Source organism: Streptomyces sp. NPDC049879 (assembly GCF_044461265.1).
Classification (GTDB): Bacteria; Actinomycetota; Actinomycetes; order Streptomycetales; family Streptomycetaceae; genus Streptomyces.
The window spans coordinates 785,386-810,482 of sequence record NZ_JBITKT010000001.1 but is presented as its reverse complement, the minus strand read 5'-3'; the positions used below and the strand labels follow the sequence as shown (position 1 = coordinate 810,482).

22 protein-coding genes and 2 tRNA genes are annotated in these 25,097 nt (G+C 74.7%); 2 read left to right on the top strand and 22 right to left on the bottom strand.

Annotated features, from left to right (window positions below):
- Window positions 1–37 precede the first annotated feature (37 nt).
- The 4 genes from ACIBPC_RS03720 to ACIBPC_RS03705 all read right to left on the bottom strand — a co-directional run bounded on the left by ACIBPC_RS03720 (window position 38) and on the right by ACIBPC_RS03705 (window position 4,097).
- The gene (locus tag ACIBPC_RS03720; protein ID WP_362956264.1) at window positions 38–1,597 is read right to left on the bottom strand and encodes an alpha-N-arabinofuranosidase; all 1,560 of its coding nucleotides are present in this window, start codon (window positions 1,595–1,597) and stop codon (window positions 38–40) included.
- Between the two features lie 83 nt (window positions 1,598–1,680).
- Entirely contained in the window at window positions 1,681–2,733 is a 1,053-nt protein-coding gene (locus ACIBPC_RS03715; protein ID WP_398841018.1) for an NADP-dependent oxidoreductase, read from the bottom strand.
- Between the two features lie 80 nt (window positions 2,734–2,813).
- A complete protein-coding gene (locus tag ACIBPC_RS03710; protein WP_398841016.1) occupies window positions 2,814–3,659 on the bottom strand; it encodes an SMP-30/gluconolactonase/LRE family protein in 846 nt (281 codons plus the stop codon).
- A gap of 159 nt (window positions 3,660–3,818) precedes the next feature.
- On the bottom strand, window positions 3,819–4,097 hold the full coding sequence (locus tag ACIBPC_RS03705) for a hypothetical protein (protein WP_362956257.1): 279 nt from the start codon (window positions 4,095–4,097) through the stop codon (window positions 3,819–3,821).
- A 175-nt stretch (window positions 4,098–4,272) separates the two neighbouring features.
- On the opposite strand from ACIBPC_RS03705, the gene ACIBPC_RS03700 reads away from it, so the two are divergent.
- A tRNA-Asn gene (locus ACIBPC_RS03700) sits at window positions 4,273–4,345 on the top strand.
- Between the two features lie 200 nt (window positions 4,346–4,545).
- Window positions 4,546–4,619: transfer RNA gene (locus ACIBPC_RS03695), tRNA-Ile, on the top strand.
- A gap of 154 nt (window positions 4,620–4,773) precedes the next feature.
- Here ACIBPC_RS03695 and ACIBPC_RS03690 read toward each other — a convergent pair.
- The 18 genes from ACIBPC_RS03690 to ACIBPC_RS03605 form a co-directional block, all read right to left on the bottom strand.
- Window positions 4,774–5,718: a helix-turn-helix domain-containing protein gene (locus ACIBPC_RS03690; RefSeq protein WP_398841014.1), complete on the bottom strand. Its 945-nt coding sequence runs from the start codon at window positions 5,716–5,718 to the stop codon at window positions 4,774–4,776.
- Window positions 5,719–5,830: 112 nt separating this feature from the next.
- Entirely contained in the window at window positions 5,831–6,964 is a 1,134-nt protein-coding gene (locus ACIBPC_RS03685) for a hypothetical protein (RefSeq protein ID WP_362956110.1), read from the bottom strand.
- A 620-nt stretch (window positions 6,965–7,584) separates the two neighbouring features.
- Window positions 7,585–8,277 carry an MBL fold metallo-hydrolase gene (locus ACIBPC_RS03680; protein ID WP_398841013.1) on the bottom strand — a complete coding sequence of 231 codons (693 nt, stop codon included), beginning with the start codon at window positions 8,275–8,277 and terminating at the stop codon, window positions 7,585–7,587.
- Window positions 8,271–9,638 (bottom strand): acetyl-CoA carboxylase biotin carboxylase subunit family protein, encoded by a 1,368-nt coding sequence (locus tag ACIBPC_RS03675; RefSeq protein ID WP_398841011.1) that lies wholly within the window; start codon window positions 9,636–9,638, stop codon window positions 8,271–8,273. Before ACIBPC_RS03675 ends, ACIBPC_RS03680 begins: the two co-directional genes overlap by 7 nt.
- A gap of 50 nt (window positions 9,639–9,688) precedes the next feature.
- Window positions 9,689–10,975, bottom strand: a complete 1,287-nt coding sequence (locus tag ACIBPC_RS03670) for an MFS transporter (protein ID WP_362956098.1) — start codon at window positions 10,973–10,975, stop codon at window positions 9,689–9,691.
- Window position 10,976: 1 nt separating this feature from the next.
- Window positions 10,977–12,026 (bottom strand): 3-deoxy-7-phosphoheptulonate synthase, encoded by a 1,050-nt coding sequence (locus tag ACIBPC_RS03665; protein WP_398841009.1) that lies wholly within the window; start codon window positions 12,024–12,026, stop codon window positions 10,977–10,979.
- Window positions 12,023–13,525, bottom strand: a complete 1,503-nt coding sequence (locus ACIBPC_RS03660; RefSeq protein ID WP_398841007.1) for an aromatic amino acid lyase — start codon at window positions 13,523–13,525, stop codon at window positions 12,023–12,025. The genes ACIBPC_RS03665 and ACIBPC_RS03660 overlap by 4 nt, the downstream gene beginning before the upstream one ends.
- Window positions 13,515–14,558: a class I adenylate-forming enzyme family protein gene (locus tag ACIBPC_RS03655; protein WP_362956090.1), complete on the bottom strand. Its 1,044-nt coding sequence runs from the start codon at window positions 14,556–14,558 to the stop codon at window positions 13,515–13,517. The genes ACIBPC_RS03660 and ACIBPC_RS03655 overlap by 11 nt, the downstream gene beginning before the upstream one ends.
- Window positions 14,555–14,848 carry an acyl carrier protein gene (locus ACIBPC_RS03650; RefSeq protein WP_398841004.1) on the bottom strand — a complete coding sequence of 98 codons (294 nt, stop codon included), beginning with the start codon at window positions 14,846–14,848 and terminating at the stop codon, window positions 14,555–14,557. Before ACIBPC_RS03650 ends, ACIBPC_RS03655 begins: the two co-directional genes overlap by 4 nt.
- The gene (locus ACIBPC_RS03645; RefSeq protein WP_362956084.1) at window positions 14,845–15,282 is read right to left on the bottom strand and encodes a hypothetical protein; all 438 of its coding nucleotides are present in this window, start codon (window positions 15,280–15,282) and stop codon (window positions 14,845–14,847) included. The genes ACIBPC_RS03650 and ACIBPC_RS03645 overlap by 4 nt, the downstream gene beginning before the upstream one ends.
- A gap of 10 nt (window positions 15,283–15,292) precedes the next feature.
- The gene (locus tag ACIBPC_RS03640; protein ID WP_398841002.1) at window positions 15,293–17,035 is read right to left on the bottom strand and encodes a prenyltransferase/squalene oxidase repeat-containing protein; all 1,743 of its coding nucleotides are present in this window, start codon (window positions 17,033–17,035) and stop codon (window positions 15,293–15,295) included.
- On the bottom strand, window positions 17,032–18,345 hold the full coding sequence (locus ACIBPC_RS03635; protein WP_362956079.1) for an AMP-binding protein: 1,314 nt from the start codon (window positions 18,343–18,345) through the stop codon (window positions 17,032–17,034). The genes ACIBPC_RS03640 and ACIBPC_RS03635 overlap by 4 nt, the downstream gene beginning before the upstream one ends.
- 29 nt (window positions 18,346–18,374) lie before the next feature.
- A complete protein-coding gene (locus ACIBPC_RS03630; protein ID WP_398841000.1) occupies window positions 18,375–19,766 on the bottom strand; it encodes a hypothetical protein in 1,392 nt (463 codons plus the stop codon).
- Window positions 19,763–20,941: an AMP-binding protein gene (locus ACIBPC_RS03625; protein ID WP_398840998.1), complete on the bottom strand. Its 1,179-nt coding sequence runs from the start codon at window positions 20,939–20,941 to the stop codon at window positions 19,763–19,765. The genes ACIBPC_RS03630 and ACIBPC_RS03625 overlap by 4 nt, the downstream gene beginning before the upstream one ends.
- Entirely contained in the window at window positions 20,938–21,666 is a 729-nt protein-coding gene (locus ACIBPC_RS03620) for a RimK family alpha-L-glutamate ligase (RefSeq protein ID WP_398840997.1), read from the bottom strand. The genes ACIBPC_RS03625 and ACIBPC_RS03620 overlap by 4 nt, the downstream gene beginning before the upstream one ends.
- Window positions 21,667–22,006: 340 nt before the next feature.
- Window positions 22,007–22,717: an SDR family NAD(P)-dependent oxidoreductase gene (locus ACIBPC_RS03615; RefSeq protein WP_398841761.1), complete on the bottom strand. Its 711-nt coding sequence runs from the start codon at window positions 22,715–22,717 to the stop codon at window positions 22,007–22,009.
- Window positions 22,718–23,511: 794 nt separating this feature from the next.
- The gene (locus tag ACIBPC_RS03610) at window positions 23,512–24,642 is read right to left on the bottom strand and encodes a LuxR C-terminal-related transcriptional regulator (RefSeq protein WP_398840995.1); all 1,131 of its coding nucleotides are present in this window, start codon (window positions 24,640–24,642) and stop codon (window positions 23,512–23,514) included.
- A 52-nt stretch (window positions 24,643–24,694) separates the two neighbouring features.
- A complete protein-coding gene (locus ACIBPC_RS03605) occupies window positions 24,695–24,964 on the bottom strand; it encodes a hypothetical protein (RefSeq protein ID WP_398840993.1) in 270 nt (89 codons plus the stop codon).
- Between the last annotated feature and the right edge of the window lie 133 nt (window positions 24,965–25,097).

The following is a 25,097-nucleotide window of genomic DNA, read 5'->3' as shown; positions in this document are numbered from 1 at the left end:
CGTCCGTCCCAGGGGCCGGTACCGGCCGGGGGCGCCGTCAGGCCAGGCGTATGACGTTCCAGGACAGCGGTTCGAGCGTCGCCCGCAGCACGCCGTCCGTGAACGTGGTACCGGTCGCCGCGTGGGGCGTCACGCGGTCGGGGTCGGCCAGGGTGTTCCTGGCGTCGGGGTCGGCGTCGGCGAGGACGCTGTGCTCCACGACCTCGCCGAGCCCGAGGGCGCGCAGGGTGACCTCCAGCGGGAGCGCGTCGTGCTGGTGCCGGTTGACGGCGAAGAGGGTGACGGCGCCCGTCTCCTCGTCCCGCACGGCCGTGGCGTGCAGCAGATCGACCTCGCCGAAGCGCCGCGTCGTGTGCCTCGGGCCGTCCACGCGGACGTCCAGCACGGTGCCCCGCCCGTACCGGGACGCCTGGGCGAAGGGGTGGAACGTGGTCTGCCGCCACGCCGGTCCGCCCGGCTCGGTGGCGATGGGCGCGATCACGTTGACGAGCTGCGCGAGGCAGGCCACCTTCACCCGGTCGGCGTGCCGCAGCAGCGCGATGAGCAGCGAGCCGAAGACGACGGCGTCGGTGACGCTGTAGTTGTCCTCCAGCAGGCGCGGCGCCTCGGCCCAGTCCTCGGGCTTGCCCTCGCCGGACAGCGTCGGCGCGCTGCCGTCCTGGTACCAGACGTTCCACTCGTCGAAGGACAGGGTGATCCGCTTGTCCGACTTCAGCCGGGCGGCGACGTGGTCGCAGGTCGCCACCACGTTCTCGATGAACGACTCGGTGTCCACGGCCGAGGCGAGGAACGAGTCGCGGTCGCCGTCCCGCTCCTGGTAGTAGGCGTGCAGCGAGATGTGGTCCACGAGGTCGTGGCAGTGCGCGAGGACGGTCGCCTCCCAGGCGGCGAAGGTCTCCATCTCCTGCGAGGAGCTGCCGCAGGCGACCAGTTCGACGTCCGGGTCGAGCTGCCGCATGGCGCGCGCCGTCTCGGCGGCGAGCCTGCCGTACTCGTCGGCGGTCTTGTGGCCGGTCTGCCAGGGGCCGTCCATCTCGTTGCCCAGGCACCACAGCCGTATGCCGTACGGCTCGGTGTCGCCGTGCGCCGCGCGGCGGTCGGACAGCTCGGTGCCGCCCGGGTGGTTCGCGTACTCCTGGAGGGCGAGGGCGTCGGCGACGCCCCTGGTGCCGAGGTTGAGCGCCATCATCGGCGTGCTCCCGGCCTTGCGGACGAAGTCCATGAACTCGCCGATCCCGAACCGGTTGGACTCCGTGGACCGCCAGGCCAGGTCGAGCCGCCTCGGCCGCTCCTCCACCGGCCCGGTGCCGTCCTCCCACTGGTAGCCGGAGACGAAGTTGCCCCCCGGGTAGCGGATGACGGTCACCCCCAGCTCCCGTATGAGGTCGAGCACGTCGGTGCGCAGCCCGGCCTCGTCGGCGGTGGGGTGGCCCGGCTCGTGGATGCCGGTGTAGACGCAGCGGCCGAGGTGTTCGACGAAGGACCCGAACAGGCGCGGGTCCACGGGCGAGACGGCGAAGGCGGGATCGACGGTGAACCGCGCCGCCCCGGTGGCGGCGGACGGAGCGGCGGACGACGGCTGGGGTACGGCGTTCATACGGGCCTCTGGTGGTGCGGCGGACGTGGAACGCAGGGGGAACGACCCGCCGAGCACGCATCGTTCCCGTTCACCGGTATGACTTACCGAGCGTCACGATCAGCAGGGGGCGAGGGCTGCAGCGCGACGACCATCTTCCCGGTGTTCTCGCCGCGCAGCATGCCGAGGAACGCGTCCACGGCCCTGTCGATCCCGTCCACCCGCGTCTCCCGCGCGACCAGCGCCCCCGACCGCAGCCAGCCGCCCACCTCCTCGGCGAACCGCGGGCGCAGCGCCTGGTGGTCGAGCACGAGCATGCCCTCGATCCGCAGCCGCTTGCCGATGATCTGCGCGAGGTTGCGCGGCGCCGCCGGGGGCTCGGTGGCGTTGTACTGCGAGATCATCCCGCACACGACGGCGCGGCCGTGGACCGTCAGCGCCCCGATGGCGGCCTCCAGGTGGTCCCCGCCCACGTTGTCGAAGTACAGGTCGATGCCCTCGGGGGCGGCCTGCGCGAGCTGCTCGGCGACCGGCCCGTTCCGGTAGTTGAACGCGGCGTCGAAGCCGTACTCGTCCAGCAGCGTCCGCACCTTCTCGTCCGAGCCCGCGCTGCCGATGACGCGGGCGGCGCCCTTCAGCCGGGCGATCTGCCCGGCCTGGCTGCCGACCGCGCCCGCCGCGCCCGAGATGAACACCCGGTCGCCCTCGCGCAGTCCGCCGGTCTCCAGCAGGCCCGCGTACGCGGTCAGGCCCGTCATGCCGAGGACGCCGAGGTACGCGCTGAGCGACACGCCCTCGACGGCGTCGATCCGGGTGGCCTGCCGGGCGGGCAGCGTGGCGTACTCACGCCAGCCGAGCTGGTGCAGGACGCGGTCGCCCGGCGAGAAGTCCGGGTCCTCCGAGGTGACGACCTCGCCGACCGCGCCGCCGCTCATGGGCTCGCCGAGGCGGAACGGGGGCGCGTACGACTTGACGTCGTTCATCCGGCCGCGCATGGCCGGGTCGACGGACATGAAGAGGTTCCTGACGAGCAGTTCCCCCGGGCCCGGCGGCTGGACGGGGAGGTCGCGCAGGGCGAAGTCCTCCTGCGCGGGCCAGCCGTGCGGGCGGGCGACGAGGTGCCAGGCGCGGGCGGTGGCGGGCGGGGTGGCGGGCATGTCGGGCCTCCGGCCGTGAGCGGGACGGGTGAACGCTGGTTCACCCATCATGACCCGGCCGCCGCGTGCCGCTCAGCCGCTCAGCCGCCGAACGGCGTCGCCGGCAGGCCGACGCCCGCGCCCGGCAGCACCAGCACCGACCCGGCGGCCGGCTCGGCGCCCGGCGGGAGGCCCGTGCTCGCGGTGGTGATGTAGAGGTCCGTCAGGTCGGGGCCGCCGAACGCGCACGCGGTCGGGCGCGAGGCGGGCACCTCCACGGTGAGGTCGAGCGCGCCCTCGGGGGTGAAGCGGTGGACGGCGCCGCCGTTCCTGAACGCGGCCCACACGCAGCCGTCCGCGTCGACCGTCATCCCGTCGGGCGAGCCGGTGAACTCGGCGGTGTCCACGAGCGGCCTGCGGTCGCGCACACGCCCGTCCTCGGTGACGGTGAAGACGTCGATGCGGTGGGTCGCGGTGTCGGTCCAGTACATCAGCGCGCCGTCCGGGCTCCAGCCGATGCCGCCGCTGACGGTGGCGTCCGGCACGACCGTCTCGGCGGTGCCGTCCGGCGCGACGCGGGCGAGCGTGCCGCCGCCCTTCTCCTCGTCGTAGCGCGCGGTCCCCGCCCACAGCGTGCCGTCGGGCGCGACGGCCGCGCCGCTGCCCCGCCTGCCGGGAACGGGGTCCTCGACCAGCCAGGAGAAGCCGCCGGACGCGTCGTAGAGACCCACGCCGTCCCGCAGGTTCACGACCAGGCCGCCGCCCTCGCGCGGCCTGGCGGCGCCGACGTGCTGCCCGGTGTCGAGCACGGCCTGCCTGCCGGTGGCCGGGTCGAAGAGGTGGACGCGAGAGGTGAGGACGTCCACCCAGACCAGGCGCCGTGCCACCGGGTCCCAGACCGGTGCCTCGCCCAGCTCGGCGTGGGCGGCCACCGCGATTTCGATCATGCCCTCTTCCCTACACCCGTCCCGGCCGCGAGCGGCCGAGCCGCTCCGGGAGAGGTGCGCCGGGCCGCCACCCGCGACACGGTAGTGACCCCCGTCATGGCGTGCAACGGCCGGACCACCCCGTCCCCGGGCGGCCCGGCGTCCCGCCGCACGCCCGCGTCAGCCGTGCGACTGCGCGGCCCGGTGCTCGCCGACCGCCCGCAGCTTGCTGCTGACGGGCCCCGGCAGCCGGTCGCCCGCCCGGTCGGCCACCGCACCGGCGGCACGGGCCGCAGCCTGCCGCCCGGTCTGCGCGGCGGAGTCCACGCTGTTGCGCACCGCCGGGTTCTCGGCCAGGCGGCGCGCGGCGAGCCGCAGCTGCTCGTACCGCTCACGCCCGGCGCGCGCCCCGAGCACGTACCCGACCGCCGCACCGGCGATGAATGTCAGCTTGCGCATGATCGCTCCCCTTTTCACTGGTTCTGCCCTGGTTGATCCGCGCGCGGAGTGCCGCGCCCTCGGCAACCGGATGTCCCGGATACCGATTTCGAAGCACCCCCGCGGATGCGCTAATGTAAGCGGCGCAGCGAGGGCGGCACCCGACCACGGGAGGCGACGGACCCGAGCGGCGCAGTCCCCTGTAGCTCAATTGGCAGAGCAGCCGGCTGTTAACCGGCAGGTTACTGGTTCGAGTCCAGTCGGGGGAGCATCATCGAGAGTTACGCCAAAGGGCCCCTTCCGGGGCCCTTCTGCTGTTTTCACGCATCTCTCCCCGAACTACGGGAACCGATCACCCCGTGCCCGCAGTCCCTTGCTGTGTACGAAGCACCCCGCCCCGGGCGGGAGATCGTATGAGCAGCTATGCTGCGGCAGACGGCGCGTACAGATGTACGCGGCACGCCGTCACGGGGCGGTAGCTCAGCCGGTTAGAGCAGCGGACTCATAATCCGTCGGCCGTGGGTTCGAGTCCCACCCGCCCCACCCAGAAAAGCTGCTGACCTGGAGAGGCGAAGCCCTGCCGATATCCCACGGAGACCGTGGGTGGCGCGCCGCACGACGGCCGCGCGTACGGAGCAGAACCGGAAGAGTCTTGGCCGGGCCGGCGGACACGCAGTGTACGGGGGCCGAGGTGCCCTCACCGGCTCGGTGCGGGGCCGGAGGGCCACTTCCATTTGATGCCCAGTACGCCGGAGCTGACGCCGGAAGCGACCAGGTGCACCGTGTGGTGGGTGTTGAGCATGAGGGCCCCGGTGTTGTGCCGCTCGTCGTTCAGGTCGCGCTGGGCGAAGGAGTAGCAGGCGGCGGGTGGGGCGCTGGGGTGGAACCGCACTTCCAGCAGGTACTGCTCGGCCGGGTACCGGAACCCGTGGGCGAACTCCGTGGTGACCCCCGCGGTCGGGTCGGACAGCTCGCTCTCGAACACCCAGGTGCCGCCGGCTTCCAGGACGTGGTCGAACAGCAGCTCGTAGACCAGCACGGGCGCGGTGGGGTGCGGGACGAACCGGCCCAGCCGGCAGTTGCCCAGCGGGCGCAGCCGCACGCCGGCCGGTACGCAGGACAGGTTGCCGTAGTAGCGCACGACGTGCCGGTCCACGCCGTCGCGCAGCGCGCGCACCGTGGTGCGCGTCCACAGCGACGTGGTCCGGCGGCAGGGGCCGACGGTGACCTTGTGCTGGGTGCCGACCACCTCGACGTCGCGGGCCCGGGACCCCGGGACCGTGTCGAGCAGTTCCGCGACCGGGGCCAGGTCGTCGAAGGCCCCGCGGCGTCCCGGCCCGGCGCGGGAGCCGCCGTCGACCGTCCCGAGCAGGCGGAGCAGGGAACCGGGGGGCAGGGCGAGGATCTCCTCCAGTGCCCGCACCGCCCGCAGGGAGGCGGCCGTCTCCGGGCGGCTGTGTCCGTTCTGCCAGTTGCTCAGGCTGGACAGGCCGACCCGGACACCCCGGCGGGCGAGGTGGACGCGCAGCCGTTCCAGCGTCAGACCGCGGCGTTTGATGGCCGTCTTGAGCGCCACGTCGAACGGTCCGGTCCGCAACTGCGCGGCGATAAGGGGCTTCTCGGCGTTCTCGGATCGAGTCAAGGCGTCACCCGCGTCCACGTTCGATCAGTCGGAACCATTCGAACAGTCAGCCGATGTTACCGTCCGGTGCGGCCACTCGCAGCCGCACCGGACAGCGGCCCCGAGCACAGCACTAGGGAATGGTGACCCCGAAGTCGCGGTTGGCCGTGGCGAAGTCCTGGAACCCGAGGCGGTTGCCGCCCGCCCGGGTGACCGTGCCGTTGGCGACGGCGCCTCCCGAGCCGTTCGACGAGTACACGGACCCGCCGCTGTCACCGCCGCGCGCGGCCGTCTGGCCCTGGACCTGTTCGGCCTCGACGAGGTCCTCCTGGTCCTGCCAGAAGAAGATGACTCTCAGGTTGCACACCGGTGCCCCGGTGGCCTCGGCGCTGGTCACGCCTGCCTGGCACAGATACTGGCCCACGAAGACGTGGCCCCATCCGACAACATTGGCGACGGTGTTGCTGTTGCCCCCGCCGACGTACATGCGGTTGCCGCTGTTGGCGGGAATCAGACCGATGTCGTGGTCGTCGTGGCCCGCGCTGACGTTGCCGATGAACTCGCCCTGGCCGTCGGCGATCCGGTGCCCCACCTGCCCGCAGTGCTCGGCGGTGAGTATGTAGCGGCGGTTGGAGGCGTCGCGGACGCCGAATCCGGAGGTGCACAGCGTGCTCGCCGTCTGGTTCCACGTCCGCGCGCCGCCCGACCACGGCGGTGAGTCGTCCTGGCGGGAGACGTCCCTCATCGGCTTCTCGTGCACGACCTCGAGCGGGACGTCGACCCGCGCCTCAAGCGCCGTGAGGCCCGCGGCGGACCGACCGGCGCGGTCCGGGTACGCGGCGAGCACCAGGCCGCTGCCGTCCCCGGGGCTCTTCACGCCGTGGTACCCGCTGCCGGGGTTGGCGTCGAGCCACGCCTGGAGTTCGCCGGCGGCGGCCCGCAGCTCGGCCTCCGAGTGCGCGGCGCCGCGTATCCGCACCACGACCCCCCGGTCGGCCGCCCTGTCCGCCGCCGCCCGCACGGACGCCGGGACCTCTCCCTTCCACCACAGGGTGACGTCCTCCTCGCCCAGCACGATCCCGGCGTAACCGGGGCTCGCGTCGCGCTCGACCGCGGCGCGGATGCTCTCGGCGGCCCGGACCAGGGGGCGCTGGTCGATCGACCGGTCCGCCGCGGACGCCGCGGCCGGGGCGGGGGCTTCGGCGGCCTGAGCGGACAGGGCGGCGGGTACGAACAGCGCGCTCACCGACAGGGCGGTGGCCAGCACGACTCCTGCGCGCCGGTTCCTTCTCCATGACACACGCACGGTGCGACTCCTCGTCGACGGGGGAAGGTGCTCGTTGGCCCGAGGACATGTCCTCCGTTGTCCTCTGCCAAGGGATGACAGCGCACCGCGAGTGCTCCGGGCAACGCGCGGACCGAAGTCGTCCGCTCCGAAATTTCGGTCCGCCCCCCGGCCGCCGCCGGTGCCGGTGCTCCCGCGCGGGTACGCGCAGGTCGGGGAGTCGGGGTGCGTCGGCCGTCCACCGGGGCCACCGGGACGTCCGGATACGGGTGTTGCCCGAGCCGTTCCGGCGGGGTATGCGGCGGCCGTCCGTCTGTGCGGGCAGCGCCCCCCTGCCGTGGCCGGTGTCGGTGATCGTCACGGTGGCCTGGGGCACGGGCGCGCCCGCGTCCGCGACGGCGACGGTACGGGGTCGGCGGCGGCGACCACGCGCACCAGCCGGTGCCGCTGCCCGCTCAGCCAGGCCGGGACGGTCCCAGCCTTCCGGCACGGCTTCCCCGTCCGTGCCCACGACCGCCTCGGCGACGTCCGCCGAGCGGACAGCGTCGACAGCCTGAACGGTCTCCTCCTCCGTCGTGGGCCCGGCCGGTCCCCCGCCGCGGTCAGTCCGTGCGGCCCTCCGCCGCCCGGCGGAAGAACGGGTTGCCGGTCCGTTCCGCGCCCACGGTGCTGTCCTCCTCGTGCCCCGTGAGCAGCACGGTGTCGTCGCGTTTGGCCATCAGACCGCGCAGCGAGGCGAGGGTGTGGGCGCGGCTGCCGCCGGGCATGTCGGTGCGGCCGATGCTGCCCGCGTACACGACGTCGCCGACCAGGCAGTAGGAGCGGACGGTGGCGTCGCCCGGGAGGTCGAACATGACGGAGCCCGGGGTGTGCCCCGGCGTGTGGTCCACGCCCAGTTCCATACCGGCCAGCTCCAGCACGGTGCCGCCCGCCAGGGGGCGCACGTCGGCCGGCTCCTGCCAGGTCCAGCGCGGGCCGAGCAGTCGCTCGAACTGCGGCCCGAACTCGGAGCCGAGCGCGGGGATCGGATCGACCAGCATGTGGTGGTCGCCTGGGTGCAGGTAGACGGGTATCCGGAAGGCCGCCGACACCGCCGCGGCCGAGTGGGTGTGGTCCAGGTGCCCGTGGGTGAGCAGGACCGCCCTGGGGCGCAGGCCGAGGGAGTCGACGGCGGTGCGCAGCCGGTCGGTGACGCCCATGCCGGGGTCCACGATGACGCACTCCCGGCCCGGCCCCGTGGCCACGTAGTAGCACTTGGTGCCCCAGGCGTCGGCGGTCACGGTGCGGATCAGCATCCGTCCTCCCCCGGGACGGTGCCGTCGGGATCGACGCGCAGGGTGATCGCGGCGCGGACCCGCTTCTCCAGGGCGTCCAGCTCCGCGGGGGTGTCGGCGTCGATGAGGAAGGTGACGGCCCGGTCGTCGGAGGAGCGCAACGGGCCGAGCCGACGGCCGGCTTCGCGCAGCGCCAGCACGGCGCGCAGCACGGGGCCGTCGCCCGGCTCACCGGGGCGCGGCGCGGGCCACAGGTCGCCCTCGCCCACCCACCGGACCCGGACGCCGGGCCAGTCGAGGAGCACGTCGCGCAGCACTCCCGGCGGGTGCTCCAGGTAGACCTGCCGTGCCAGGCGGCGCGGGGCGGGGAAGGCGGCCGGCTCGCCGAGGGCGACGCGGACGATCTCGTCCTCCAGCGGTCGGCCGCAGGCGAGGTGGTAGAGGGCGGTGAGTCCGTCCCCCGGGGTGCGGGACGCTATCTCCATGAGGTGCGGCTCGCCGCGGTCGGTGACGCGCCATTCGGAGTGGGCCACGCCGTTCTCGAAGGCCAGTGCCGCGAGGACCTGGCGGTTGGCCTCGGTGACGGCGCGGGTGACGTCGACGCCGCCGATGTGCCGGTCCCCGGCGGGGACGGAGTGGGCCAGTTCGACGAAGGTCCTGGCGCCGTCCTCGGTGGTCTCCTTGCCGGTCACGGAGGAGAAGCGGATCTCGCCGTCCTGGACCAGGGACTCGACGGAGAACTCCTCGCCGATCACCTGCTGTTCGACGAGGGCGGTCTCGTGCTCGGGATAGGCGCGCAGGGCCAGGTCCGCCTCCGCGGCGGTGGCGCAGGCGGACACGCCGGAACTGGCGTGCCGCGCGGCGGGTTTGACCACCACGGGGTAGGTCAGCGCGGCGAGGTCGAGTTCCGCGCGGCGGCCCGGGGGCACGGTGAGGGAGCGGGGGCCCAGCGCGTCGGCGTAGGCGCGCTGGAGGTACTTGCTGCGGCAGACGCGGCTGGCCCGCAGGCCGGGCCCCGGCAGTCCCAGCGCGTCGCAGATCAGGCCGGTGGGTTCGACCAGCGCCTCCTCCATGGCGTAGGCACCGACGATGCGGTAACGGGCGCGCCACTCCTGGAGGGTGGCGAACACGTCGGCGTTGAAGGAGGCTTCCCTGTCCATGGCGCCGGAGACGTGGCGTACCTCGCTGATCAGCCCGGTGACCTCGGGAGACCTGGCCGCGGCGAGGGCGGCCAGCGGCCGGGAGGACTCGGGGGTGAGCACCAGGACGCGCAGGCCGCGGCGGGCGGGCTCGGTGACGAAGCGGGGGTTGCGGCAGATGACCCGGAAGGCTCCGGTGAGGAGGAACGCCTCCTGCCCGGTGGTTGCGTGGGTGTGCTGCACCGTCTCTCCTGTGATGAGGGGGGGTCGGGGGGCGTCGGCGGGCCCGGCGGTCAGTCCTCGGGGGGTTCGGGCATGGTCCGCAGCCGGGCGATGGGCGAGAACGCGATCCACAGCGCGGACAGGCAGAAGCCGGTGGCGGTGAGGAACAGCGTCTCCCTGATGCCGATGACGGTGCCGAGGTAGCCGCCCAGCAGCGCGCCCAGCGGCATGGTGCCCCAGGAGACGGTCCGCATCCCGGCGACCACCCTGCCGAGCGTGCGCCGGGGGATGACCATCTGCTGGAAGGTGGCGACGTTGGTGTTGCCGATGGTCATCAGCGTGCCGCTGACGAAGAACATGGCCAGCAGCATGGCCAGGGCCACCGGGGTGGGGCCGCCGGTGAGCGGCAGGACGACCTGGGCGAGCGAGGCGCCTCCGTAGCCGACGGCGATCACGCGGCCGGGCCCGAGCCGCAGGGCAAGCCGCTTGGCCAGGGCGGCGCCGGTCAGCGCGCCCACGGCGCCCGCGGCCAGGACCAGGCCGAGCAGGGCGCTGCTCATTCCGAGGACGTTGAGCACGAACAGCGGCAGGATGGTGTTCCTGGCCATGAAGAAGAGGTTGTTGACGCCGGACCGGACGACCAGGAAGCGCAGGTACCGGTCCCGGGCGATGAACCGGAACGACTCCCCGATCTCGGCGAACATGTGGCGGCGTTCCGCGCGTTCCGGCGGCTCCTCGCGGCGGCGGATGCCGAACAGCGCGCCGAGCGAGACCAGCGGGCTGATCAGGCAGGCCCCCAGGACGGCGGGGGCACCGGCCAGCGAGACCAGCACGCCGCCGAGGGCGGGCCCGCCGGCCTGGGTGACGACGATGGAGCCCTGGAGTCTGCTGTTGCCGTCGAGGAGTTGCTCCCGTTCGACGAGGGTGGGCAGGTAGGCGGTGCCCGAGACGTCGAAGAGCACGGCGCACACGCCCATGACGGCGGCGACCAGGAAGAGGTGGTACAGCTCCAGGGCGCCGAAGGCGGTGAGCAGGGCGACGCCGCCGAGGGCGACGAGGCGGCCGAGCTCGGCGATGGCGAGGATGCCGCGCTTGGTGGAGCGGTCGATCCAGACGCCGGCGAGCAGGGTCACCAGCAGGTAGGGGGCGAAGGCGATGGCGTTGAGGGCGCCGAGCTGCCCCGCGGACGCCTCGAAGAGGTAGATCGCGGCCAGGGGGAGCACCAGTTCGGCGACCTGGGTGCCGCCGCGGGAGACGGTCTGGCCCAGCCAGTAGAGCAGGAAGTCGCGGTGCCGCCAGAGTCCGGCCGGGCGGGCTTCGGCCGGGGCTTCGGTGGGGGGTTCCGGGGAGGTCAGCACGTCAGCGGCCTTCCACGAGGGCGGACGGGGCGGGGCGGCGGTCAGCGGCGGCGCGGGCGACGGCCAGGGCCTGCGCGGGATCGAGCCGGAGGGCGCGGTCCCCGGCGCGGGGCTCAGGGACGGCCTCCAGGTGGAGTCCGCCGAACGGCAGCCCGTGGTCGTCGAGCACGGAGGCGCAGGCGCGTACTTCCGCGACCAGGTCGGGGACCAGGCGGGTGGGCCGGTCGCGGCGGGTGCCGCCGCGACCGGGATCGGACAGCCACAGGGCGCGGCCCGCCGGTTCGCCCAACTCGCGGAGCAGTCGCGGGAGTCGGTCGGTGGCGCGGGAGCCGGGGCCGACCAGCAGGGAGAGCCTGCCGGGCGGGTGCCCCTCGGCGAGCCGGGTGATCAGCGCGGCGACCCCGGGGGCGGTGGTGTCCGCGCCGATCTCGACGGCCACCGGGTTCGTGACCGCCTCGGCGAACGCGAGGAGGGGTCCGTCGGCGGCCAGGTCGTGCTCGCCGATCCTGAACAGGTGCGCCGAGGAGCCGTACCGGCCGCCGCGCCGGTCGTCCTCGCGGACCAGGGCGTGCTCGTGGTGCGGCAGCAGCGGCCGGTGGCCCGCGTAGGTGAGGCAGAGGCCGTCGGCGGCGTCGAAGACCGGCAGGTAGTCGGTGAGTTGCAGGGTCTCCAGGGCCGCCGCCGCCCGGTCGTAGTAGGCGGAGACGTCCGCGGGGCCGGAGCCGGGGCCGGGGGGCCGGCCGGTGAGGTACCCGATCCGGACGGCGGGGACCCCGGCGGCCGACTCGACCGCGTCGGCGACCGCGGCGAGCAGTTCCACCCGGGCACGGGCCGGTCCCGGCCCGGTCCCGGGAAGCGGCTCGGCCGGGTCGCCCGTCTGCACGACGACGGCCAGTCCCGCGGCGGCCGTGGACAGTTCGCGTTGCAGGGCGTGGCAGGACTCGGCGGAGACCAGCGGCGGGCGGGTCCGCAGCCGGGCGACGGCCTCGGTGACGGCGGTACCGCCCGCCCGGCCCCCGGGCACGGGAAGCGCGGAGGCGCGTCCGGTCATCGGTCGCCTCCTTCGGGGGAACGGGCGGCGCCGGGGACGAACTCCTCCTCCAGCCGCGCGGCCAGCGCGGTCACGGCGTCCGCCATCGGCCGGTCCCGGCCGAGGTCCGGGCTGAGGCCGGCCAGGCGCCCCCACAGGCCGGTGCGGGCCGGGCGCGGCGCCAGCTGCCCGATCCGGGCGAGGGCGTGGCAGAGGGAGGAGGCCACCCACCAGGCCATGTCGAGGGTCTCCGCGACCGTGTTGGCGCCGTTGAGCGCCATCGGCACGTGGTCCTGGTTGCCGAGGTTGGTGGGCACGGGGGTGCAGGAGGCGGGGTAGGAGCGCTGCCGGATGGCGGCGAGGTGCGAGGTGGCGCCGATCTGGACGCCGGCCAGCCCGCTGTCACGCCCGGGGCGGCCCGCCAGCATCGGCGGCAGCCCGCCGTTGCGCCGCGGGTCGAGGCAGAGCGCCAGTTGGCGTTCCATCAGGTAGGCGAGCTGGTGCACGCAGACGGCGTGCTGCTCGGTGGCCAGCGCGAGGGGCGCGGCGTGGAAGTTGCCGCCGTGGTACAGGTGGCCGTCCACGAGCACGGGGTTGTCCGTACAGCCCTCCGCCTCGGTGAGCAGCACCTGCTCCTGGAGGCGCAGTTGGTCCAGGACCGCGCCGATGACCTGCGGTGCGCAGCGCAGCGAGTAGGGCTCCTGGAACGGACGGCCGGTCGCGGCGGGCACGTCCTCGGGAAGTTGCGCGCGGATCAGCGCGGCGGCCGTCCGGTGCCCCGGGTGGCCGCGGACGGCGCCCAGGGCGTCGGCGAACGGCACCGGGTCGCAGCCCAGCAGCGCGGCCAGCCTGCCGGTGGCCGCGGCGGCGGCGTGGGCCAGGCCAGTCAGCCGGGCGTGGTTGACCAGCGCCCTGGCCAGCGCGGCCGAGGTGCCGTTGACGAAGGCAAGCGCCGACCGCGCCTCCCAGCGGACCGGGGCCAGCCCGCGCCTGGCCAGTGCCCGCGCGGCCGGCTCGCGCCGCCAGCCGTCCGCGGCGTGCAGCCACACCTCGCCGTCCCCGGCGGCGGCCCTGGCCGCGTGGGCGAGCGGCACCAGGTCGCCGCTGGCGCTGAGACTGCCGTCACGGGGGACGACCGGGGTGAACCCGGCGTTCCACTGGGCGGCCAGCGCGTCCCAGACCGACGGCTCGACGCCGGAGTGCCCCAGCGCCATGCCGCGCAGCCGCAGCCACACCATCAGCCGGGTCTCGGTGGCGGGCAGCGGCATGCCCTGGCCCACGCTGAGATGGTCGATCAGCGCGGTGCCCTGGACGGCCGGGTCGGGGTCGGCCGGGTGGTCGGCGAGCGGTCCGAAGCCGCGGCTCACCCCGTACACGGGCTGCCGGGCCACGGCCTGGTCCAGCAGCGCGCGGGCCCCGGCGACCGCCTGCCGCTGGTCGCCGGTCAGCGCCACGGTGCTGTGCCAGCCCGCCTCGGCGAGCAGTTCGGCGAGGGCGGCGGGAGCGGTCTCAGTGAGCACGGCCGACGACACCTCCGCCTCCCCCGGCGACCGCCCCGCCCGTCCGGCCGGACGGCAGCCGGTCGATCCGCACCTTGCCCGCCGCGCTCCTGGGGATCTCGGCGACCCGGCGGACCTCGCGCGGCACCGGCACACCGGGCAGGGCGCCCACCGCCCGGCGCACCTCGGCCGCCGGGACCTCGACCGGGCCGGACGCGTAGTACAGGTCGTAGTGCTCGGCGCGCAGCGGGTCGTGCCGCGGCACGCAGACCACGTCCGCGTGCGGGAAGGCGGCGCGCACCGCGTCCTCGACGCGCGCGAGGTGCACCCGGCGCCCGTTGACCTTGATCATCCGCGTGCCGCGCCCCAGGAGTTCGAAGGTGCGCTCGTCCAGCGGCCGCACCAGGTCGTCCAGGGTGAGCGCGGTCGGCGGCGGCTCGTCGCCGCGGCGGGCCAGCCGGGGACCGGCCACCCGCAGCGGCTGCTCGGCCCCGGGAACGCCGGTGGGGACCAGCGTGTAGTCGGGGAACAGCCGCCAGGGCACCGGGACTTCGGAACGGGGGGCGAGGGGCCGGTGCGCCACGCCGCCGGTCTCCGTGGAGCCGAGGATCTGCACCGCCCGGAACGTGCTGCCGGACAGGGCGTCGGCGACCCGTCGCGCCGCGTCGGGCGGCGGGGCCGTGCTGTGCACGGCGGTCACGGTGGCGGCCCGCAGCCGCTCGGCGGTGCGCCGCAGCAGCTCCCAGGTGGAGGGCAGGCACACGACCAGGACACGGGAGCCGGGCGGGATGTCCGGCGGGCTGAGCGGTTCGTCCGCCAGCTGCCGGACGGGCACCCCGAGGCGCCGCGGAAGCTCCTCCCCGAAGATCCGCCCGTAGAGGTGCCGGGTCGGCGCGTAGTTGAGGACGAGTTCCGCCCCGCCGGCCACCGTGCGGACCATCAGCTCGGCCTCGGCGTGCAGTTGGGCGGCGGTGCGCCGCCACACGACGGGGGTGCCGGACTGGCCCGAGGTGGCGAAGGACAGGTACGCGCCGTCCGGGGACCCGTGACTCACCGGGTGCTCCCCAGGCGTGCCTGGTCCTCCAGCGCGTCGGTGACGAACCGGGCGATGCGCCCCAGCGTGGCGAACCAGTGGCGCACGTCGTGCGCGACGAAGTCCACCTCGATGCCGAAGTGCGTCTCGATCGCCGTCACGCACTCCATGGCGGTGAGGCTGTCGTAGGCGTCGCCGAACGCCTCGGCGAGGTCCAGGTCGGGGTCCATGGTGGTGACCGGTTCGCCCAGCCGGGGGCGCAGCACCTCCCGGACCAGGGTGAGCGTGGGGAGTGTGCTCGGCTCGCTCATCGCTGCGATGACTCCTTCTCGAAGGCCCCGCCGGGGCGGGCGGCGGCGTGGTCGGCCCGCTGGAGCGGGCCGCCGCGGGCCACGTAGACGTGGCTGGGCGCGGTCGGGCGGAACTCGACGTACAGGAAAGGGGTCTGCCCGGTGGCACCGAGCGCTTCGGACACCTCGCGGGCCAGGCCCTCGCGGAACGTCTCGTCCCTGTCGGGTCCGACGCAGCAGACGACGGAGGCGTGGCGCACCGGGCTGTCGCCGTGCGGCAGCGCGTCCAGGGACATCCCGCCGCTGAACGCGCTGTGCTGCGGGGTGTCCACGAAGCGCACCACGACATGGGCCGGGGCCACGCCGTGGCCTGCCAGCCAGCGGGTGAGGCGGACGGCGACGGCCCGGCGGCGCGGGACGGGCAGGGCGGGGGTGTCGATCGTGATGGTCGGCATGGGGGCGCTCTCAGGACAGGCTCAGGGCGGGCGGGGTGGCGGCCGGGTCGGCGAGGCGCCGGCGCAGCAGGCGGTGCAGGCACAGGGCCAGCGGGTCGTCGGTGGCGGGGGCCAACGGCGACCAGCGGACGCCCTGTCGCTCTCCGGTGCGGTCGAGGAACGCGCGGACGTGGCCGGGGTCCACCGCGATGCCGAGGCGGTCGGCGGTGGCCACCGCCTCGTAGGTGGACAGCAGGTCGGGCAGGCGGTTGCCCTGGTTGGCCCAGCCGCCGCCGCGCACCCGGTGGCGGTCCAGGGCGCGGGCGGCGGCGGCGCGGTCGGCGCGGCCGAGGAACGCGAGGACGCGGGCGGCCTGGAGGCCGGAGCGCAGGGTGGCCGGGCCGCCGGGGACGTTGCCGTGTCCCTCCTGCCCCTCCTGCCCGTCCTGGGCGCGGTCGCAGCTGTCGACGAACGCGCCCAGTGCCCGCAGGTCCAGGGGTGGACCGGTCCGGCCGACCAGGCGGCCGATCTCCACGGCCGAGGCGGTCGAGACCAGGTCGGAGCCGCGCCCGTGCCAGTAGCCGAAGCCGCCGTCCGGGTTCTGCAACCGGGTCAGCCAGGCGCCGATCGCCGCGGTGGCGGCCGGGTCGTCGCGGAAGGCCCCGGCGGCGAGGGCCCACAGCGTGCAGCGGACCTCCGCGCCCCGGCCCGGCATGTACATCACGCCGTCCTCGTTGGGCAGCCGGCAGCCCTCCAGCCACCCGCGCAGCTCCGGGAGGCGGGGGTCGTCCGGGTCGGCGGAGAGTGCGGCGGCGGCCGTGGTCAGCGCGTCGGCCGCCGCGGTCGGCTCGCGGTAGGTGAAGCCCCCTCCGGGGCAGGCGAACCGGGCCAGCCGCCGCTCGACGGCCTCGGCGGTCCCGGCGGGCACCTCCCCCTCGGTGCGCAGCGCGCCGACCGCGCTGAACGAGGCCCACACGTCGGCGACCGGGTACCCGGGCCACCGGGTGAACGCGCCGTCGTCGAGCCGCTGCCCGAGCACCCACGGGACGAACGGGGCGGCCGGCCGCCCGCCGAGCGCGTCCAGCGCGCCGGTGGCCCGGTAGGTGGCCCACAGGCAGGGCACGGTGGCGCCTGGGCCGAAGGTGAACCCGCCTTCGGGGCCCTGCCGTTCGCGCAGCCACCCGGTCAGGGCGGGCACGTCCCACGGCGGGGCCGCGCGTTCCAGGGAGTCCAGGGCGCGCCAGACCGCCACTCCGTAGAAGCAGGCGCGCACGTCGGCGTCCCCGGCGTCGGCGTGCCCGGGGGACCAGCTCAGGCCGCCGGCCGGGGTCTGGAGCCGCCGGAGCCAGGCCAGCAGCCGGGCGCGGTCGGGCACGTCCTCGCCGCACAGTTCCACGGCGGTGCGGGCGGCGAAGTGCGTGGCCCAGACGTCGGGCCGCTGCCCCGGGGTCATCGCGTACGCCTCGCCCGACCAAGTGCTCCGCACCCAGGCGGCGGTGCGCTCCGGCTCGGGCAGCGGCTCGGCGAGGTCGGCCAGGGTGGCCGCGCAGTAGAACGTGGCCCACGCGTCGGAGGGCATGCCGCGGCTCCAGGCGAAGCCGCCGTCGGCGTTGCGCCGTCCGCGCACGTACGCGGCGGTCGCCGCGCGGTGCGGGGTCCGTCCGGCGCGGCCCAGCCAGGCCAGGGTCCTGACGGCGGCGTAGGTGCACCACAGGTCGGGGGCGGCCAGGACGGGCACCGCGGTGCCGGGAGCGGTCCGCGCGGGGGCGGTCACCGGTCCTCCACGAAGCGGATGTTGGAGCGCTTCCAGCTCTTGTGCGCCCCGCCGCTCTTGGTGCCCTGCGGCAGGGTGTTGACGAAGAGCACCCGCGTGGCGTCGATGCCGGCGCGACGGGCGAAGGCGGCGGCGACGGCGGCGGACACCCGTTCCTCGGCGTCCCGCTCGGCGCCGACCTCGCGCTCCAGCAGCACGCGCAGGCGGCCGGCCGCCCGGTCCACCTCCAGCACGTAGCCGGTGGCGGTGCTCTCGCCGTAGACGATCTCCTCCACCAGCCGGGGCGTGAGCGTCCCGTCGCCGATCCGCAGCCCGTCGGTGGCCCGGCCGGCCACGGTGAGTGTCGGCGTGCCCAGCCCGCAGGCGCAGCCCTCGCCGACCACCACCTCGTCGCCGGTGTCGTAGCGCAGCAGGGGGCGGGCGTGCAGGTTGAGCGGCGTCACCACCAGGCGGCCCGCGGCGCCGGGGCGCAGCGGGGTCACCCGACCGTCGGCGTCGGCCAGTTCGGCGTAGACGGCGCCGGCCAGCAGGTGCATCCCGTCGGCCGGGCAGGCGGCGGCCAGCGTCCCGGTCTCGGTGCTCCCGTAGCTGGCGTCCAGGGCCTTGGCGCCCCACCGGTGCCCCAGGCGTTCCCGCATGGCGGGCACGCTGACCTCGCCCAGCAGCATCAGGGTGCGCACCGAGGCGCCTGCCTCCTCCAGCAGGCCGCGCTGCGCGAGCAGGCGGGTCGTCTGGAGGGCCACGCCCGGCGCCACGAAGAGCGTGGTGGGGCGCAGCGCGGTGAGCAGCCCGACGAGGCGGTCCCAGTCGCTGATGCCGGTGGCGAACGGGTAGGCCCTGGTGTGCGGCACGCCCAGGTACTCGCAGACGGAGGCGACCAGGTCGCCGACCGGGACGATGTCCGAGGGCAGCAGGCTCAGCACCCTGGGCTCCGGGCCGAGCGGCTCGCGCCAGGCGTACGCGACGGAGACCGCGTTCCACAGGATGTCCTCGGCCAGCCGCGGGGTGGGGGTCGCGGTGCCCGTGGTGCCGGTGGTCTCGTAGTACTTCGCGCTGGCCTGGAGGGTGGTCGCGACGAAGCTCCAGGGGTCGGCCTTCAGCCGCTCCTTGGGGGTGACGGGCAGGGCCTGGAACGCGGACCAGTCGAACGCGCCGAGGCCGCGGTAGGCGGCGGACCTTCCGGCCCGCGCCCAGGACTGGGCGATCTTCTCCCGGTAGAAGTCCTCCGGGGGCAGCTCACCGCACAGCTTGCCGAACTGGAGTTCGGCTTCGAGCACGGCTTCGAGTCGTTCCTTGGAGTTGATGATCACCTGGCGGTCCCTCCGGGTCGGCGCGCCGGTCAGGCGGCGGAGTGGAAGACGCAGCCCACGTGCGAGCCATCGCCCAGATAGCGGATGTCCTGCTCGTGGTCGAGAAGCCCCTTGACGAAGCCGCCGCTCAGGCCCGCGCCGGTGACGAACAGGCCCCAGTGCAGGAGGCAGGTCGCCGTGGGCGGTCCTCCTGTATCCGGGGTGTCCGGGGTGTCCGGGGGGTCGAAGCGCTCGGCGACCGAGACCGCCCGGCGCTGCACCACGTACTCCCCCGCGTCCCCCGCGCAGGCCGTGCGCACCAGCTCCGCCCAGGCGTCCGGCTCGGTCAGCCAGCCGGCGACGACGCCCCGGCCCGCGTGGCCGATGCTCGGCTTGAGCACCAGCCGCTCGCGCTCGGCGCGGACGAGTCCGGCGAGCGTGCCGCCGCCCGGCGCGGGCGCCGCGTCGGCGTTCCGCATCGACCGGGTCCACGGCAGGACCCGGTCCACGGTCTCGCGCTCCTCGGCGGTCAGCGCGTCGGACTCCCCCGGGTCGCTGAGCATCGCCATGCAGAGCTTGGAGCCGGACAGGTCGGCGTTGAGCGGGGAGAACACCCGGGCCGCCCCGTGCCGCACCGCTCGGGCGAGCGGTTCGAGCAGCTCGCCGGCCGCCGGGTCCTCGGCGACGGTCTTGAACAGGAACGTCCGGTACACCACGTCGATCCGCTCGCCGTGCGCGAACAGCCCCCCGGGGCCGAACTCCAGGTCCTTCACGGTGCAGGCCACGATCCGGAAACCCAGCTCGGCCAGCAGGTCCACGAAGAGCGAGGCGTTCACCGCGACCGGTGAGGTGACCCAGTCCACCAGGGCGATCACCGGCCGGCCGGGCGCGTCCCAGCCGGAGTACCGCAGCAGCGTGTCCGCCATGAGCGCCATCGGGTCCAGGTACGTGAGCCGGTGCTCCGCGGCGAAGCCACCGAACGCCGGGTCGGCCAGCGCCGCGCGGCACAGCTCGCCGAACTCCAGCGAGCCCAGTGAACTCGACGTGTTGAACTCCACCAGCCGGAAGCCGTCCGCGGTGTGCACCAGATCGGCGCGGCCGAGCGGCACCGGCGGCCCGGACAGCAGCCGCAGCCCGGCCGCCACCCCGGGTCCCCGCCAGCCCAGCGCCCTGGCGAAACGCTCCTGGTCCCCGCCGAAGAGCCTGTCGGGGAGCGCCTGGAGCGTCCGCAGCAGCAGCGGCAGGTCGTGGTCCAGGGTGGAGGTCTGCGCCGCGTCGAGGATCGCGGGGCGCGAGAGCAGCGGCCGGGTGAACCAGGAGCGGAAGCGGCCGTAGCCGGGCAGTCGCGGGTCGAGCGGCGGAATCGACCCGTCGGCCCGGCCCGCGAGGAACGCGCGGGTCGGCGCGTTCTCCAGGACCCCGGGGACCGGCGCGGCGCTCACGCCACGCCTCCGGCCACACCGGCCAGGTCCCCGGCCGGACGCCACACCACGGGCAGCACCTTGTGGGTACGCGGGCTCCGCTCCACCTCGGCGACGTGCTCGACGGTGAACGCCTCGGGCGTGTGCCGGTCGCACAGCTCCAGGTCCTCCATGGCGCCCACCAGAACGGCGCGGAGCGCGGCGGCATCCCGGTGCCGGCCGGTGTAGCGCAGCCGCATCGCCAGCACCGCCGAAGGCACTTCGGGATCGTGGTAGCAGACCAGCTGGGTGTCGTCCACGCCGTCCACGCGGCCGGCGCGCTCGTGCACCTCGCCGAGGGACACCATGCCGCCGCACAGCTTGACGTTGTCGTCGGCGCGGCCCACCACCTCGAAGGCGTCGTCCGTCCCGCAGGGGCACGCCGCCGCGCGCAGCCGGTCGCCGAGCCGGAACCGCCGGGCCGGGGCGGGCCAGCCGTCGCCGACCCGGGTGAGCAGCGCGCCGTCGTCCTCCAGTTCCAGCAGCTGGCCGGGGAGCAGGTGCAGCGTGCCCAGTCGGCAGCCGGGGCGGCTGGTCCCGATGACGAACGTCTCGATGGAGCCGTAGTTGCCCCACAGCCCCGCCTCGGGGAAGGCCGCGCCGAGGGTGGCGGCCCTGGCCCTGGTCATCGGCTCGCCGGCCCAGAGCACGGCGCGCACCGGCAGTTCCACCCCGGCGGCGAGCGCGGCCCCGGCGAAGCGGGCCAGCACGTTGGGGGCACCGGCCAGCGCGTTCACCCGCATGTCGCGGATGATGTCCACCCACTGCCCGAACTCCTCGGGGTGCAGCGCCCCCATGGGCGCCACGGTGCCGTGGCAGGCGGTGGCGAGCGCGTTGTAGAAGTAGTGGGCGCCCCACATCCTGCCTGTCGAGAACAGGTTGAGCAGGACGTCACCCGGGCCCAGCGGCCGCCAGTGCGCCACGACCCCGGGCACGCCCAGGTCGGGTGCCATGACGGTCAGTTTGGGCGTGCCGCTGGTCCCGCCGCTGGCCACGAACACCCCGCCGGCGGACCTGGCCCGTTCCTCGGTGAGCTCCCGCAGGCGGGCGTGGTCCCAGGGCGCCTCGCGGTCCGCCGCACCTGGCCCGTCGCCGTACTCGCCACCGTGGACGCCCAGTCGCGCGGCGGTGTCGGCGGAACCGATCGTCGTGCTCATCGCTCGTGCCTTCCTGCAGAGGTCGACGGCCGCTGTTCTGTCGCGTGTTCCGCGCGTTCCAGGCGTTCTGTCGCGCGTCCACCGGGAGCGCCGAGGTGGCCGGCCAGGCGGGCGGCGTAGGCGAGGAAGCGCCCGCCGACCACCCGCCGCACGGCCTCGGGGGAGCCGAAGAGCGCGGAGACCGCGCCGTCCAGCTCCAGTTCGGACAGCCACAGCCGTCCGTCGGGGGTGCGGAGCAGGTCCACGCACACGTAGGGCAGGTCGAACCGCCGGTGGACCAGTGCGAGGAGCGCGCGCACCTCGGGCGCGACATCGGTGCGCTCCCGTACGGAACCGCCCCGGGAGACGTTGGCGACGTGGGAGTCGCCGCTGCCGGTCCGGTCGTACATCGCGACGATCTCGCCCTCGACGGCGACCACCCGCAGGTCGGTCAGCCGCTCGCCCAGCGAGGGCTGCACGACCATGGCCGCGCCGCTGCCGGAGGCCAGCCCCAGCACGGCGTCCAGGGTGGCCCGGTCGGGGCAGCGGACGCAGCCGAGGCCGCGCCCCCACGAGGCGGGCTTGACGAAGACCGGGAACCAGGCGTCGGGGACGAGCCGCTGGTAGTCCAGCCGCGCCAGGTCGCGTCCGGTGGTGACGCGCACGGAGGGGATGAGGGGGACCGGGGAGTCGGCGAGAGCCTCCGCGGTCGCGAACTTGTCGTTGAACAGCAGGGCGGCCGACAAGGGGATGGGCGTGAAGAATCCGATTTCGCGTAACGCGCGGACCAGCGTGAGGCTCGTCCACAGATCGACGTCGAGGGCCGGCTCCGGGCGTATGTCGTAGACGAGTACGTCGCGTTCGGGAAGAAGTGGCTCGTCATTCCAGTACGCGTCCCGTCCGCTCAGGACAATGTGCTCCGGATTGGCGACGCCGAAATCGAGGCCGACATCCTCGGCCGCTTTGCGGTAGACCGGCCAGAAAGAGGCTCGTTCCCATTCGCCGGCGGCCCGGGAACCGCGGTCGGGGAATAAGTAGAGAATACGTTGCGCGGCATTGCCGGAATGTGACGCCGAGGGTGTCATCTCAACGCCCCAGGAGGGCGCCGCCGTTTACCCCGAGCACCTGACCGGTGATCCAGGACGCCTCGTCGGAGGCGAGGAAGTGGACGGCGGACGCGATGTCCGCGGGGGTGCCCGCCCGGCCCACCAGGGTCTGGGCGACCAGCCTGTCGTGCCGCGCCGAGCGCCCCTCGGCGTTGAAGAACTCGGTGTCCTGCACATAGCCGGGCGAGACCGTGTTGACGGTGATGCCGTCACCGCCGCCGCGGGCGGCGAGGTCGTACCCGAAGGCCATGATCCCGGCCTTGGCGGCGGCGTAGGCGTCGCCGCCGCCCCGCTGACCGGCGATCGAGCCGATGTTGACCACCCGCCCGCCGGGGCGGCGCACGGCGGGCCACAGGGCCTCGGTCAGCATCATCGCCGACAGCAGGTTCCGCTCCAGGGTGCGGCGGAAGGTGTCGAAGGCGCCGGCCAGGCCCGGCTCCTCCTCCCGGACGATCCCGCCCGCGTTGTTGACCAGGACGTCCACGGTCCGGTCCCCGAGCCGTTTCCCGGCCTCGATCACCTGGTCGGTGTCCGTCAGGTCCACGGCGACAGGGTGGACGGCGCCCTCCGGGTGCGCCGCCGCGAGCCGCTCCAGGGGTTCGGCCCGCCGGCCCAGGACGAAAATTTCATCGCCCTCCGCGGCGAACCTCTCGGCCACGGCACGGCCAATTCCCGTTCCGCCTCCGCTCACCACCACGACCCTCGCCACCGGGAATACTCCATTCTTCAGTCGGACGCCGGGGTTGTTCAAACAGGCAGACAGGGACGGACACGTCTCTGCATGTCCGTCCGAGAACGTCGCCCACTTTAGAGCCATGATTTGGCCACTTCAACCGGACCTGCGCGAGATTCGAGCCGGATGCCCGGCGCACCGAGGGCGCGCCCGCGGTGTCCGCCGGGCGTTTTGTCGTGAGGTGTGGCGATGGCGCGCGATCATCCCGAGCGCTCCACCGAGGGCTCGGCGGCGTTCCGTTCCCCCCGCCGGAAGGCACCGCGAAGTGCGGGCTGAACTCCCGTTCTTCCATTCCGCCGGGCAGCGGATCGCCCGTTCCTCTTTCTTCCGGCTTTCCCCGGCTTTCCTTCCGGCTTTCTCCCCGGCTTTCGCCGTCTTCCCTCCGGCCCGCGGGAGGCGCGTTCTCGCCGGTCGAAGTGGCGGTTCCGGACAGCGCGTCTCCCCCAATTCCGCGCACAAGGGCTGAATCCGGGGGCCGGAACCGGTCAACCTTCGGTGCCGCCGGGGTCACCGGTCCGTCGGTGCGCGCGACGGCGGGTCCGCGAACCGGTCGCGGGGTGCGGCCGGTTCGCGCTGTACCGGGCCTTCCGCGAGGAGTACGGCATGGCGCCCGGTGCCCGGCACGCCCGCGGCCCGCTCCGGGGCGGCCTGGGCCGGTTTCCCGGACCAGGCGCGTTTCCACCGCTGGTTCAGGCGCACCCACGGCAGCACGCCGGGGGCGTTCGTCCGTTCCGCCGGGTGGTCCCGGCGGGTCAGGGGAGCCGCGGGCGGATGGTCCCCGCTTCGGCGAAGGGGGCGTAGTGGTCGGTGAAGAGCTTGCCGACCAGCTCGCCGCGGCTGGAGACGCGGACCTTCTCGAACACGGCCTTCACGTGGTCGCGGACGGTGTGCGGCGACAGGTGCAGTTCCCGCGCGATCCTGTCGGTCGGCAGTCCGCGCGCGATGCACTGCGTCACCTGGCTCTCCCGCTCGGTCAGTTCGTAGGCGTCCACGATGAGCGGGACGATCTCCGAGGTGGCGGCGGGTTCGAGGACCACGGCGGACGGGCCGGGGGCGCCGTCGGCGCCGCGCAGGCAGGAGGCGTGGCACACCAGCCAGCGGCCCGAACGGGTGCGGACGCGGACGCGCGCCGGGCCACGGTCGTGGCCGTCCGCGACGGCGCGGGCCTTGAGGGCGGTCGCCCGTACCCAGGCCGGGAGGCGGATGCCGAGGGCGGTGGGCGTGGCGGGCCCGGCGGGGAGGTCGTCCAGGTACGCGCGGGCCTCGTCGTTCGCCGAGAGCAGGTCGCCCGCGGGGCCGAGGAGGAGCAGCCCCGGGCCGTGCGGGGCGCCGGGCGGCGGGTGGGACGCGGGCTCGGCGAAGGAGCGCAGGACGCGGGCGAGCGGGGTGACCAGGCCCGCGACCAGGCGCGTCTCCGCCTCGTCGAACGCCGGGCGGCCCTTCGCGCGGAAGAGGCTGAGGTGCCCGTACGGCCGTCCGCCGACGCGCAGGACGGCGCGCAGCTCGTCCGCGAATCCGCGCGGGCGCATGAACCGCTGGTACAGGGTGCTGCGGGCCGGGAGGCCGCCGGTGGCCTCGCGGAGGCTCGCGACCGGCTCAGGCGCCTCGGCGAGGTCGCGGTAGAGGTTGACGTTCTCGGTGAACAGCTCGCACTCCCAGTAGACCGCGCAGCCGCCCTCGTCGAGGTTCTCGGCCCGGACGGGCGCGGCCATCAGCCCGGTGAGCGGGTCGGTGGCGCGCCACACGGACGCGTCGTACGGCAGCAGGGCGCGCAGCCCGGACGACGCCTCGGCGAACATGCCGAGCGCGTCGGGCGCCTTGGCGGCGCGGGCGATCACGCGGGCGGGGCCGGTCGCGCGCCGGGAGGCCGTCGATGAGGTCACGTGCCGATCGTCGCAGGCCGGGGCGTGCGGACCAACCCCCCGATCGCGGGGGTCACTCGCCGCCGTCCCCGCCGTCGCCGCCCCAGCCGCCGTCACCGCGGCCGGGGGAGCCGCCCGCGCCGCCCCCGTAGCCGCGCGAGTTCCTGCGGATCTCCCGGAGCGTCTTCTCGTTCCGGCGCCGCATCCGCTTCTCGAACTGCCTGTCGTACCTGGTCCTCCGCCGGGTCGGCCGGTACGTGCCGCCGGTCGTCCCGCCGCCGCTCCCGCCGCTCGCGATCGCCCAGATGACGAACCCGATGCCGAGTATCACCAGCAGTTCCATGGTTCCCCCTGTCCGGCCGCACGCCCGGCGGCCTCTGTCTCCGGTATAGCGGCGGACCGCGCCCGGCATCCCCTCAAATGAGGGGAAGTCGCCAGCCGGGCCGCCCCGTTCGCGCGGGATGGGGGCGGGCCGC

Coding starts and splice junctions, on each gene's coding strand:
- ACIBPC_RS03680 (WP_398841013.1), bottom strand. CDS start 8,277: ATGCTGATCCGCACCGTGACCGCCGACGCCTGGGGCACCAAGTGCTAC.
- ACIBPC_RS03710 (WP_398841016.1), bottom strand. CDS start 3,659: ATGATCGAAATCGCGGTGGCCGCCCACGCCGAGCTGGGCGAGGCACCG.
- ACIBPC_RS03720 (WP_362956264.1), bottom strand. CDS start 1,597: ATGAACGCCGTACCCCAGCCGTCGTCCGCCGCTCCGTCCGCCGCCACC.
- ACIBPC_RS03665 (WP_398841009.1), bottom strand. CDS start 12,026: ATGACCGGACGCGCCTCCGCGCTTCCCGTGCCCGGGGGCCGGGCGGGC.
- ACIBPC_RS03605 (WP_398840993.1), bottom strand. CDS start 24,964: ATGGAACTGCTGGTGATACTCGGCATCGGGTTCGTCATCTGGGCGATC.
- ACIBPC_RS03705 (WP_362956257.1), bottom strand. CDS start 4,097: ATGCGCAAGCTGACATTCATCGCCGGTGCGGCGGTCGGGTACGTGCTC.
- ACIBPC_RS03625 (WP_398840998.1), bottom strand. CDS start 20,941: ATGAGCACGACGATCGGTTCCGCCGACACCGCCGCGCGACTGGGCGTC.
- ACIBPC_RS03715 (WP_398841018.1), bottom strand. CDS start 2,733: ATGCCCGCCACCCCGCCCGCCACCGCCCGCGCCTGGCACCTCGTCGCC.
- ACIBPC_RS03650 (WP_398841004.1), bottom strand. CDS start 14,848: ATGAGCGAGCCGAGCACACTCCCCACGCTCACCCTGGTCCGGGAGGTG.
- ACIBPC_RS03645 (WP_362956084.1), bottom strand. CDS start 15,282: ATGCCGACCATCACGATCGACACCCCCGCCCTGCCCGTCCCGCGCCGC.